Origin of the sequence: Prevotella melaninogenica, assembly GCF_013267595.1 — a bacterium.
Taxonomy (GTDB): domain Bacteria; phylum Bacteroidota; class Bacteroidia; order Bacteroidales; family Bacteroidaceae; genus Prevotella; species Prevotella melaninogenica_D.
Window position 1 is genome coordinate 1499183 of record NZ_CP054011.1, and the last position, 12994, is coordinate 1512176.

At 41.0% G+C, this 12994-nt stretch carries 10 protein-coding genes; 5 read left to right on the forward strand and 5 right to left on the reverse strand.

Annotation, left to right across the window (positions count from 1 at the left end; genetic code table 11):
- The first annotated feature begins 93 nt into the window (after positions 1-93).
- Complete coding sequence (locus FIU21_RS11480; protein WP_004359100.1) at positions 94-786, forward strand: alpha/beta hydrolase; 693 nt, start codon at positions 94-96, stop codon at positions 784-786.
- 107 nt (positions 787-893) lie between these two features.
- On the opposite strand, the gene FIU21_RS11485 is transcribed toward FIU21_RS11480, so the two are convergent.
- Positions 894-1820 carry a DUF3298 and DUF4163 domain-containing protein gene (locus FIU21_RS11485; RefSeq protein ID WP_036885759.1) on the reverse strand — a complete coding sequence of 309 codons (927 nt, stop codon included), beginning with the start codon at positions 1818-1820 and terminating at the stop codon, positions 894-896.
- Between the two features lie 164 nt (positions 1821-1984).
- On the opposite strand from FIU21_RS11485, the gene FIU21_RS11490 reads away from it, so the two are divergent.
- Entirely contained in the window at positions 1985-2929 is a 945-nt protein-coding gene (locus FIU21_RS11490; RefSeq protein WP_004359098.1) for a Gfo/Idh/MocA family protein, read from the forward strand.
- A gap of 175 nt (positions 2930-3104) precedes the next feature.
- Here the strand turns inward: FIU21_RS11490 and FIU21_RS11495 are convergent, their stop codons facing one another.
- On the reverse strand, positions 3105-4376 hold the full coding sequence (locus FIU21_RS11495; RefSeq protein WP_004359097.1) for an O-acetylhomoserine aminocarboxypropyltransferase/cysteine synthase family protein: 1272 nt from the start codon (positions 4374-4376) through the stop codon (positions 3105-3107).
- A 164-nt stretch (positions 4377-4540) separates the two neighbouring features.
- Between FIU21_RS11495 and FIU21_RS11500 the strand changes: the two genes are divergently transcribed.
- Positions 4541-5020 carry an Lrp/AsnC family transcriptional regulator gene (locus FIU21_RS11500; RefSeq protein ID WP_004359096.1) on the forward strand — a complete coding sequence of 160 codons (480 nt, stop codon included), beginning with the start codon at positions 4541-4543 and terminating at the stop codon, positions 5018-5020.
- A 312-nt stretch (positions 5021-5332) separates the two neighbouring features.
- Here the strand turns inward: FIU21_RS11500 and FIU21_RS11505 are convergent, their stop codons facing one another.
- Positions 5333-7042 (reverse strand): Na/Pi cotransporter family protein, encoded by a 1710-nt coding sequence (locus tag FIU21_RS11505; RefSeq protein ID WP_004359095.1) that lies wholly within the window; start codon positions 7040-7042, stop codon positions 5333-5335.
- Between the two features lie 113 nt (positions 7043-7155).
- Between FIU21_RS11505 and FIU21_RS11510 the strand changes: the two genes are divergently transcribed.
- Both FIU21_RS11510 and FIU21_RS11515 read left to right on the forward strand, forming a co-directional pair.
- Positions 7156-8823, forward strand: coding sequence for a nucleoside kinase (locus FIU21_RS11510; protein ID WP_004359094.1), 1668 nt, complete (start codon positions 7156-7158; stop codon positions 8821-8823).
- 100 nt (positions 8824-8923) lie between these two features.
- Positions 8924-10573 (forward strand): hypothetical protein, encoded by a 1650-nt coding sequence (locus tag FIU21_RS11515; RefSeq protein ID WP_036885758.1) that lies wholly within the window; start codon positions 8924-8926, stop codon positions 10571-10573.
- A gap of 557 nt (positions 10574-11130) precedes the next feature.
- Here FIU21_RS11515 and cysS read toward each other — a convergent pair.
- Complete coding sequence (gene cysS / locus FIU21_RS11520; RefSeq protein WP_004359092.1) at positions 11131-12618, reverse strand: cysteine--tRNA ligase; 1488 nt, start codon at positions 12616-12618, stop codon at positions 11131-11133.
- A gap of 161 nt (positions 12619-12779) precedes the next feature.
- Positions 12780-12980: a DUF4250 domain-containing protein gene (locus FIU21_RS11525; protein ID WP_004359091.1), complete on the reverse strand. Its 201-nt coding sequence runs from the start codon at positions 12978-12980 to the stop codon at positions 12780-12782.
- Between the last annotated feature and the right edge of the window lie 14 nt (positions 12981-12994).

Consider the following 12994-nt stretch of genomic DNA (forward strand, 5'->3'; position numbering starts at 1 on the left):
AAGAAATGAACTTTTTTTATTTAAAATTGATCCAAATCAACTGATTTGTTTAAAATTGATTATTTTTGTACCCTAAAATAAGATTAAAAAAGTATGAGACATAAAAAGGAGATTGTTGAGATTGGAGAGCACACTTGCATCCTACATAGCGAAGAAAACGCAAAGTTTTTCATTATTCAGCCTGTTGATAGTAATGATACAGCGGAGTTGGAGCGACAAATCACCTACATAGAAGACAACTCACAGGCATCTTTCATTCATATTGCCATTCGCATAAATAAATGGAATGCCGAGCTAACCCCTTGGCCTGCTCCCCCTGTATTTGGAAAGGTTCCCTTTGGTGATGGCGCTCATTCCACCTTATTATATATAATAGAACAACTTATCCCAACCTTAAAGACACAATTTTCTTTAGAACTCAATAAAAGCAATACCATCTTAGGAGGATATTCATTAGCAGGCCTTTTTAGCCTTTGGGCAGGTTACCAACAGAATGTTCCTTTCCGTGGAATTGTCTCAGCATCCCCCTCTGCATGGTATACAGGTTGGTTAGACTATGCCAACTCTCACCAGCCACAAGTAGAACATGCATATCTAAGCCTTGGCGACAAAGAAGAGAAAACAAAAACAAAATTGATGTCAACTATCAATAAAGACATCCTTCGCCAAGAACAAATATTCAAAGATAAAGGTGTCAATTGTAAGATGGAATGGAATGAAGGCAACCATTTCCAAGACAACGGAGTCAGAATTGCAAAAGGATTTGTTTGGTTGATGCACCAATAAAAACACTGACCATTCCCTTCAAAAGAGAGAATAGTCAGTGAAAAGGGCTAATGAAAAGTCATTTCTCAACTTCAAAGCCAAATATAATTCAATCCAACTTACAGAAGTTACTTAATCCCTGCAAGGCGTCTTGCCTCAGGCGAAAGGAACTTTCCTATCTTCTTATAAGGAACAGTAAAGGTAGGCATTCCGATAGCATAAGCACCAATCTCATAGAATCCATAGACAAACACCACACCCTCTGGAGAAAGATAAACACCACTCCCCGGTAATGGGATAATCCCATTTTCAATAAAGAGTTCGTCCATATCTGTCTTAACACGACTTTCAACATTACCTTCACCATCAGCCTCAACACATCTCCTAAAATAACTTTCAACACCAGCTCTAAGGATAGGTTGAAGTGATTTAACATCCTTCGGATTCAATACATTCCGCAGCATAACACCCGTCTTCTTGTCGAAAGTAGCCCCATATTCTGAAGCCATTCCATGCGCACCACCCGAATATGTGTAAAAAGTAGAATAGTACGTAACATAACGATCCGTTTCATTTAGCTTCATTACAAACATAGAAATTGCTGGCTTCCAATCCACTTCTGGGTCGTCAATTTCATCTAAAGTTTTGCTTATACTCTTATAAGCATTCTTAGCATAGTAGTTTATCATTCCCTTACCATCTGCAAAATTGCTATAAGGTTTAGACTCTACGTCCTCATCACTATAGCTATCTCCAACCCATACCATCTCAGACGAGAGGTAAGCACGGAGAGAATCGACCAGCGGTTGAGGACCAGACACAGGGAAGGAATAAGCAAGATCAACGTCAACCTTCTCTGTACTATAAGACTTACCAATAGAATCAACCACCAATGGTACGTCTTTCTTTTTTACAACAGAGTCAGCTATCAAAGAAGGAGAAGTCACAGAGTCCCTCACTTTCTCCGCAGCTGATGCCTTCTCACCTTTGCATCCAGCCATAGTAGTAATAAACAAAAGAGATGCTAAAAGGAATGAAAAATTTTTATTATTCATATCAACTAATGCTTGTTAAGAGACAACAAAAATAGTCATTTCCCCTATTATTTGGAAAACATTTCCTACTTTTGTTGTATAAGGAAAGTAACGAAGCACATTCTATAGACTTCACCCACCGAAAAAAAGCCCATAGAACATGCTCTTAAAAAGCTATAGAAAAGATGAAGATTAGTATTGTAGGGACAGGGATGATAGCTACAGAAGTTATCTCACTGCTCAAGACAGAAGTCAAAGGGATAGAAATCACCAGTATATTCTCACATAGCAATGAGGAAAAAGCAGAACTTCTTGCGAAGATGAATCATATTGGACGTATATATACCGACTATGCTCAATTGCTAAAAGAAGACAAAGCTGACTTCGTTTATATCGCTTTAGTCAACAATGCCCATTACGAATTTACGCGTATGGCATTAGAGGCTGGTAGGAATGTAATTGTAGAAAAGCCTTTCACTCTCACGGTTGCCGAAGCAGAAGAGATTGCAGCAATGGCACGAGAAAGAAAGCTCTACCTCTTTGAAGCTATCTCTCCACTCCATACACCTAACTTCCGTATGGTCAAAGATAGCCTAAAGAAGATAGGTCCTATCCACTTTGTGCAGTGTAATTTCTCACAATATTCAAGTAAGTTCGAACGCTATTTACAGGGTGATATTGCCCCTGCATTCAACCCTGAATTAGGAGGTGGTGCACTGAACGACCTCAATGTCTACAATATCAATATTGTCATCGGTCTTTTCGGACAACCTACCGCAACACAATATTTTGCCAACCGTGGTCACAATGGTATTGATACCTCAGGTGTAATGGTACTCTCCTACCCTACAATGACGGCAACCTGTACAGCTGCAAAGGACTCCAGTAGCCCATCTTTTATCCTCATACAAGGAGAAAAGGGATGGATACATATCCCAACACCAGCTAACGAGTTTGGTAGTGTGGAGATGATGAAACAAGGAAAGCTAACCAGCTATCGTCGTAACGCCTATGAAAGTCGCCTTGCCCATGAGTTTATCGACTTCAAGGATGTATGGGAGAAGAAGGATTATAAACAAATGGAGGCATGGCTGGATAGGTCAGTAGAAGTGATGAGGGTGCTAAGGTAAAAAAAGCCTCACCCCAAAACAGCCTCACCCCCAACCCCTCTCCGAAAGGAGAGGGGAGTAATTACCGAAGAGGGAAAATAGGTTGAACTACTTCAGGGAAGGATGTTTTATAAAATTATAAAATCAAAAAGGACACTCAATAACTGAGCATCTTTTTTTATATCCTTATTGTGTATTACTTCAATGCTTGCTCAAGATCGGCAATGATGTCCTCTACGTTTTCAATACCCACTGAAAGGCGGATTAAGTCAGGTGCAATACCAGCCTCACGAAGTTGTTCATCTGTCAACTGACGATGAGTGTGGCTCGCTGGATGCAGCACACAAGTACGTGCATCAGCCACATGCGTTACGATAGAAACGAAATCAAGACGATCCATAAACTTGATGGCGTCTTCTCGTGAACCTTTCAAACCAAAGGCTATGACACCACATGAACCATTTGGAAGATACTTCTGTCCTAACGCGTAATACTTATCGGAAGGAAGACCACAATAGTTCACCCATGCCACCTTCTCATTCTTTTCCAACCACTCAGCTACTTTCTGTGCATTATCACAATGCTGCCTCATACGAAGATGCAAGGTCTCAAGACCAATATTAAGCAGATATGAATTCTGCGGTGCAGGAATACTTCCAAGGTCTCTCATCAACTGAGTAACGAGCTTCGTTATATATGCCAATTTACCAAACGACTTCGTATAAACAAGTCCATGATAACTCTCATCAGGAGTTGTCAATCCTTGGAACTTCTCACTATATGCTTCCCAATCAAAGTTACCAGAATCGACAACAACACCACCAACCTGTGAGGCATGTCCATCCATATACTTTGTCGTAGAATGAGTGACGATATCACAACCCCAATCAAAAGGACGACAGTTGATTGGTGTAGCAAATGTATTGTCAACTATCAGTGGTACACCATGCTTATGAGCTATTCCTGCAAAGCGTTCGATGTCAAACACCTTACCTCCTGGGTTAGAAATCGTCTCACCAAAGAAACATTTTGTATTTGGTTGAAAGGCTGCCACAATCTTTTCATCATCCCACTCAGGATCAATGAAGGTACACTCAATGCCCAACTTCTTCAGTGTTACACCAAAGAGATTATACGTTCCGCCATAGATTGTGTTAGAAGTCACTAAATGGTCGCCTGCTCCACAAATATTAATGATAGCATAGAAGTTAGCAGCCTGACCCGAAGAAGTCAATACAGCACCAACGCCACCTTCAAGGGCTGCAATCTTCTTGGCTACAGCATCATTGGTAGGATTTGCCAAACGAGTATAGAAATAACCGCTATCCTCCAAGTCGAACAAACGTGCCATCTGCTCACTGGTCTCATATCTAAAAGTTGTACTCTGATAAATTGGTAGCTGCTGAGGTTCACCTTTCTTAGGTTGCCAGCCACCATGAATACATATAGTTTCAAGATTCCTTTTCATATCATTATTTGCTTTATTGTTTTTATTCTTGAGTTCGATTGCAAAGATATAACAAAACCATTTACTATCAAAATTTACTGTATAATTCAGAAAAATATACTATCTTTACCCCATATTTCAAACAAACAGTAGAATAATATTCTGCAAAAACAAAATATATCGAAATGAACAACAATGAGACTTTAGATGAAACCGACCGTAAAATACTACGTATTCTACAGCGCAATTCTGATCTTACGGTAAAAGAATTAGCTGCAAAACTCCACCTTTCAACCTCACCCACGTTTGAGCGACAGAAGCGATTGGAGCGTGATGGCTATATAGAAAGATACATGGCGGTTGTGAATCCTCATAAGGTTGGCAATGGTATTATGGTATTATGTAATATCAGACTGAAACAACACTCTCAAGAACTCATACAAGAGTTTATGAACGTTGTGCAGAATCTTGAGGAAATAACAGAGTGTTATAACACCAGTGGCGACTACGATTTTCTTATTAAAGTCTATGCGCGTGACATGAAAAGCTATCAACAATTCATGCTCAACACCCTTGGAACAATTAATTGTATAGGAAGTTTACATAGTATCTTTATCATTGACGAAACAAAGAACACACATGGAGTTCCTATCTCTATGCTTTGAGTTGTGAGGAGTTAATGGCTTATCGAAATCGGCAATGATGTCCTTAACTGGTCTTTCGGTCCCTAATAGTTATCGTGCGGACGCTCCGCACATGTTGTGTTGATGGTGAACACATGTTGTGCGAATGGCGAACACCAAATGTGTTGAAGATTAAATGAACTGCTCTATGTGGTTAATGAAAGTGCAACCGAATGTTAGAACCCGTCAAGTGGTGATACTATAAGCATTCAAGAGATGGAAGTCATGATATAGTAAAGGCAAGGACACACATTGATGCCCCTGCCTTTATCTTGTTTAATCATACTCAAAATTTTATGCGTCTTGCTGTCGAACACCCATACGAGCCTCAACAACATTGACTACATAGTCGCCTAATTTCTCGCACTCCTGAATGATGTCCATGTACATTGTTCCTACTGCATAGGTGTACTTATGGTCGTTCACATCGTTGATATTCTGCGAGCGTAACTGGTTGCGGTAGTTGTTAATCTCGGTCTCAATATTGAACGAACGGTTCACATCGTTGTCCTGACGGTGACCAACAAGAATACGATTCATCTGTGTCAGAGCATCGTCTGTCAACTCAAACATCTGGTGCATGTGGTCATACTGCTCCTGTGTGAAGTCTTCCTTACTATTGACAAGACGGCTGCAAGTACGAGCAATATTATAACAAGCATCTCCGATACTCTCCAACTCAGAGATTTCACGAAGCATAGAGCGCACCTTCTCCTTGGTTTCATCACTCAGGTGAGCATTAGAAACTTGGTCGAGATACTTCGCAATCTCTATCTCCATATTATCAGAAATACCTTCATACTTCTCAATACGACTATAGAGTTTGGTGAATTTATCTGTATCTTTCTCGCCAAGTAGCTCACGAACCATACCGAACATACGCTGAATACGCTCAGCAAACGACTTTATCTCCTTTGAAGCCTCAAGCACAGAAAGTTCTGGAGTCTTCATGATACCAACCTGAATAAAGTGCAGACGGAACTCGTCTTCGTCCTTGTTTGCCTTTGGTTTGATAATAATGCAGACAAGCTTCTCTAAATACTTGATTGGTCCAACGAGGATAGCTGTGTTGGCAAGGTTGAATGTGGTATGGAAAGCAGCAAGCACAAAACTTAGTTTGGCAGCATTAGCCGCAAAACCAGGCGCGCCCTTTGGCATATTTACATCATAACCCACCCAATCGCATACCATATTGATAAAAGGATGGAAAACACATAATACCCAGAGAACACCAAAGACATTGAACACCATGTGAGCCATAGCAGCTCGGCGAGCCTGCGTGTTTGCAGTCAAAGCAGCAAGGTTTGAGGTTACTGTCGTACCGATATTTTCACCCATTACGAGTGCAATACCCTGGTAAATAGGCAATACTCCCGTTGAACAAAGAATCATCGTGATAGCCATAATGGCTGCAGAACTCTGCACACACATGGTCAGCACACTACCAATAAGTAGGAAAACGATAGTTGTGATGAAGCTTTGTGGGTCGAAATGACTAAAGAAATCGAGTACAGCCTGATTGTGCGCAAGGTCCATATCGATACCTGTCTGACGTAGGGTTCCCAATCCCAAGAACATAAATGAGATACCAAAGAGGAAGTCACCAATGAGTTTACGTCTCTTAGAGTAGATCAGTACGATACCAATAAAGAATGCTGGCCATACAAAATCAGTAATGTTAAACGAGAAACCAGCCGACATAATCCATGCCGTCAGCGTCGTTCCAATGTTCGCTCCCATGATAACAGAGATGGCTTGCACCAATGTTAGCAATCCAGCATTCACAAAACTGACTGTCATTACAGTAGTTGCAGTTGACGACTGTACGGCAGCTGTGATGAATGTACCCGTAAGAATACCCGTAAAACGATTAGTTGTCATTGCACCAAGGATGTGGCGCAACTGCGGACCTGCCATTTTCTGCAGTGCCTCACTCATTGCCTTCATACCGAACATCAGCAAAGCTAATGCACCAATGAGCTTAAAGAAAATCCAAATCGACATATAATAACTTAATTTGTGATGTCTGTTTCTTGGATATTTGCAAAACTTTCCCTAACTTTACAATCCTATTTACCAAAGGACAATATTGTTCCCTGACATAATTTTAACCATCAATGATTATGAGACAAGTACTGCATATCCGTTGCAAAAATAATAAAAAAACTCAAGAAGTCCCAATTGGAAGTACACTTTCTGACATTTATGAAGAAATTAATCTTCAAATGCCTTATGGACCAGTGAGTGCAAAAGTGAATAATAAGGTGGAAGGACTCCATTATCGTGTCTATCATAATAAGGATGTAGAGTTCCTCGATTTGCTTACTCCATCAGGTATTCGCACTTACACCCGCTCGCTCTTCTTAGTGCTTTGCAAGGCTGTTCACGACCTTTATACGGGTAGTCAAGTGGTCATAGATATTCCTGTTTCAAATGGTTACTACTGTAACTTGCAGCTCGGACATGAGATTACAACAGAGGATGTTGACCGCATCCGTACACGAATGCAGGAGATTATTGATGCTAAGATGCCTATTCAACGTTACGAAACAACGACTGAAGAGGCTGTTAAGATGTTCACAGAATTAGGCGATATACAAAAGGCTAAGCTCCTTAAAAGCAGCGGCAGCCTTTATTGTGTCTATTATGTGCTTGAGGATTATAAGGATTATTACTATGGTTCGATGCTTACCAACACGAGCCAACTTCATCTCTTTGGTTTGGAGCCTTACTTTGATGGAGTCCTCTTGCGTATCCCTTCCACACAAGACCCATCTAAATTAGGTGAATTGATACGCCAAGATAAGATGTTCGAGGTGTTCAAGGAGCATCATAGATGGCAGAGTATCTTAGGTATTAAGACTGTAGGTGACTTCAACGAGGCGGTAAAGAATGGACAGGCAACCGACCTTATCAATGTCAGTGAGGCACTGCAAGAAAAGAAGATATCGCAGATTGCCGACACAATTGCTGCACGAAAAGAGATAAAGGTAGTACTCATAGCTGGTCCATCATCAAGCGGTAAGACAACTTTCTGCAAACGTCTTTCTGTCCAACTATTAGCAAGTGGTGTGAAACCTGTACAGATATCCTTAGATGATTACTTCGTTAACAGGGCGGAAACACCGAAAGACGAGAATGGAGAACTTGATTATGAGAGTATCTATGCACTGAATATTCCACTTATCAACGAGCAATTCAATGCTCTTTTCCGTGGTGAAGAGGTGGAATTACCAAAGTATAATTTCCAAACTGGAATGAGTGAAAAGAGCGGTAAAAAGCTGCATCTTGGAGAGAATAACATACTACTTGTGGAAGGTATTCACGCACTCAACCCAGCACTGACAGAGCAGATTGCAGACGATAAGAAGTTTAAAATCTACGCATCTGCCCTCACTACAATCCTGTTAGACGACCATAACTATATCCCAACAACCGACAATCGTCTGCTTCGTCGTATTGTTCGCGATTACAAGTATCGTGGTTGTTCTGCACAAGAAACCATTCACCGCTGGCCAAGTGTGCGTGCTGGTGAGAACAAGTGGATTTTCCCTTATCAAGAGCAGGCAGATGTAATGTTCAATACAGCAATGCTTTTTGAGCTTGCTGTCATCAAACCGCAAGCGGAAGAGGTGTTGGAACAAGTGCCAGAGAACTGTGAGGAATATGCTGAAGCCTATCGTCTGCGCAAGTTCCTCAAGTATTTTGCGCCTCTACCTTTCCGCAATCTCCCTCCAACCTCCCTACTAAGAGAGTTTTTAGGAGGCAGTTCGTTTAAGTATTAAAGGGGGCTATTGACTATTAGTAGCTGATTTACCAATAGTAAACACAGCAACCATCAGAAAGCATTAAACCTCTTCCAAAATAACAAACAAGGAAAAAACAATGAAACATATAGTCGCTTTACTCATAACTCTCTGCTTACTTTCGATAGAAACCAAGGCACAGCAGACACTTTCCTTTCCCGATGTTGATGCCATTGGATATAGTGCAAATTCCGCTTCCATAGAACTGTATACAGCTATCGGACATAACCAGTACTGCACGAGAAGCCTGCGTACTAACAAGAAGTATGTAGATTTGGAAGGAGACTCAGATATGAAACTCGTCTATTGGGACTGTACAGAGGAGGATAATCATGTAACGAAGGAGCAGATTCTCTCTGATAAAAAAACTTTCCTCAATGTTAACGACCTGCCATCTACCTCATTGAATGATTATATCGGAAAGATATTCTACATCGATGAGAAGGGAACATGGAGGCGTGAGCATGAGAAAACATCGCTTATCCTGAAGTTCCTCAACCAAGGAACAGCCTCTATACAGGAAGTGTATTATGGTATTGAAGATGATCCCTATAATCGCCGTGCTGCCTCAACCACTCTTCCTGAATCCATGAAGACATGGCGTGTAAGCAGAGCAGACTTTTACACCCCACTGACACTGAAGTTTAAAGACAATAAAGAGATAGTTGTCCTCACTTCCATATGGGGTCAAGACTTTGATTATCTACTTATTCCAAGCAACGACAAAGATATTCTTATTAAGAATTCATCAGACCGTCCCATTGTCAATATTACAGAGGCTACAGAGAAATACGCCGACACAAAGTCACATGATTTCACCCAATACTTTATCAAATTCTACTATGGTCTAAGGAAAACTGAAAACAACAAAGTTCAGTTAATAAACCGATTAGGCGAGAACGTACTGGGAGAAGACTATGACCATATTAGCTACGCTGACCGCTTTATCATCGCCCAGACGAAAGACAAGATAGATGTCTTCAATCTATATTTGAATAAACTCAATCTTGGTAAGGTCAAAGTAGTAAGAGAGGTACCAAGGAGTGTCTACGGACGTATCGAGGTGCTGAACGATGAAGGTGCTGCCTATTATGACGAATTTCAACAAAAGGCATCCAAGCCTATCCGTAGAATCTTAGGTGTATGCGGCACTGTAAGTCACTGGTCATATGACATAGTCAATGAAAAGGGCGTATATATGATGCAAAAAACCAGCACCGGACCGGGTTGGGGATACCAAGAAAAGGTTAAGTTTATCTTAACTGACTGCCAGCCTGGCGACTCTGTTTCAATTATTGACGGAAGTAAGAACTTCAGCTATAATGCAAACTATGGCATCAATGGTGAGATTGAGATTAATCCTTCCTTAATCAAGGTTGGAAGAAATGGGAAATTCGGTATCCTGCGTTACGATTATGACTTTGACAAGAACATACAACCAAAGATTGTGGCAAACAAACCAGACAATTATCCTTTGGAGTTACATTACTATCCAACGCAGAAGATCAAAGGAAAAGTCTTACTGCCCATCGAGAATGATTCAATAGTCATGCAGCAAGACGGTATGATATTATTCTATAAAGATGGGAAAATCGGTATCGTCGAACGGGATAAATCCCCTGTATTTGAAGAGCTGACACAGCAGACCAAGTCGTTCTATTACTTCAGAAAGGACGGTAAAGAAGGCTGGATTGACAGGGAAACTGACACCGAGTACTTCAAGGAATAATAACGAAAACAGCATATAAGCTCTTTAAAATAAAGTAAACATTCCTGTTTAAAAGCCAATCTTGAAGGGTGAAAAAGTAAAAGAATAAAAAGGTGAAAACCAAGGTTCTGAACCTTAAGAATTACCATTTGCCGAATTATTTTCACGAAAAGAAGAATTTATTTTCATGAAAATAAATATTTTTCTTCATGAAAAGAAATATTTTTTTCATGAAAATAATTTGCAAGAGAGGGCTTATCATAGACTAAAAGACTACCAGAACTTTTGTAAACAAACTTCGTGTAATGCTTTAAAGTGTGTCAAAACAAAGGGCAAATCAGGCTTTTAATTTTCGAGAAAGAGTGGAGTTCTTTGGCAAGGGCATATCAACTTGACAAGAAAGAAATAACAAAAGGACAGCTATTCCGTGTATAGTGAATCGCATCACTGGTACAACACTGGAATAACTGTCCTTTGTTTTGTTAATATTTACAGGCAGATAGAAGTATCCACCACTCACACCATGCTAATTTCAGCGGGTTGCCTTTAACAGAGTTGGGACTGAAAGAACCTGCACCTTATCGGTCAAGTTTCCACGTAACACCGTCCTTGGTGTCCTTAACTTGGAAGCCAGCCTCAGCGAGAGCATCACGAATCTGGTCGCTAACAGCCCAATTCTTCTCTGCTTTCGCCTTTGCACGGAGGTCGAGAACCATATCGACAACCTTGCCGTAAGCCTCCTCACGAGCATCGTTATTGGCTCCACGCTCATTCTGAAGACCAAGGATATCAAAGGCAAAGAGCTGCATTGCCTCAGTAAGTTCCTTAAGGTCGTCGACTGAAATCTGTGCCTTATGGTCAATGAGGATGTTCACCAAGTGGCAAGCCTCAAAGAGAGTTGAGATGACAGCAGGGGTCATCAAGTCGTCGTTCATTGCATCATAGCACTTCTGACGGAAGCCTGCAACAAACTTCTTTGTATTCTCGTCTGACGCTGCAGCAGGCTGAATGCGTGCCAAATCCTCAATCCCATTCATCAAACGCTCGTAACCCTTCTCAGCAGCCTGTAGTGCCTCGTTAGAGAAGTCAACAGTTCCACGATAGTGAGCAGAGAGAATGAAGAAACGAATCGTCATTGGAGAGTAAGCCTGTGTGAGCGTGTCATGCTCGCCAGTAAAGAACTGCTCAAGCGTAATGAAGTTGCCAAGAGACTTGCCCATCTTCTGTCCGTTGATGGTAATCATATTGTTGTGCATCCAATACTTCACCATTTCATCACCTTGTGAGGCTACAGCTTGCGCAATCTCGCACTCATGGTGAGGGAAAATAAGGTCCATACCGCCACCGTGGATATCGAAGTGATCGCCCAAATACTTGCGTCCCATCGCTGTACACTCGCAGTGCCAACCAGGGAAACCATCGCTCCAAGGAGATGGCCAACGCATGATATGCTCTGGCATAGCACGTTTCCAAAGGGCAAAGTCAATCTGATTACGCTTCTCACCAACGCCTGCCAACTCACGAGAATTGTTTATCATGTCAGTGATATTACGACCAGAAAGAACGCCATAGTGATGGTCTTTATCGTATTTCTCTACATCGAAGTAGATACTTCCATTGCTTTCATAGGCATAGCCGTTGGCAAGAATCTGTTTTACTAACTCTTCCTGCTCTATGATATGACCAGTTGCATGTGGTTCGATGCTTGGTGGAAGAACGTTGAGCGAACGCATAGCATCGTGATAGCGGTTGGTATAGTGCTGCGCAATCTCCATTGGTTCCAACTGCTCAAGACGTGCCTTCTTCTCAATCTTGTCATCACCCTCGTCAGCATCATGCTCCAAATGGCCCACGTCCGTGATGTTACGAACATAACGAACCTTGTACCCTATGTGTTTAAGATAGCGGAAAAGAATATCAAAGGTGATAGCAGGACGTGCATGTCCGAGGTGTGGATCGCCATAAACAGTTGGTCCACAGACATACATTCCTACGTTAGGAGCTGCAATCGGTTGGAAGAGTTCCTTCTTACGATGCAGTGTATTGTAAATTACTAAGTCTTGCATAATGCCGTTGTTTATATCTTAATGATGCAAAATTACAAAATAATTATCATCTACACCACTGTTGTTCTAACTTTTTATAACCTACACGAATTACCAAACTTAATGGGTCTGATAGGCATAATCAAGCTAAAAAGAGTAATAAAAGGATGTTATTAAACACCTTATTCATCAAAACCTATTGGACGAAACTGATGCTGTTCCTCGCTATAGACATAGCCTGCTTCACGCAAGTTGGCTTTGAGTTTCTCTATATCTTCATTGAAATTGTAACAAAGTGACTCTAAAGAATCAAACTCTTCATCACGTAGTAGCATATTAACACTGCTTACTAATATTGCTGGGTCTTTTGGTAAATACTCCATAATTACTATTTATT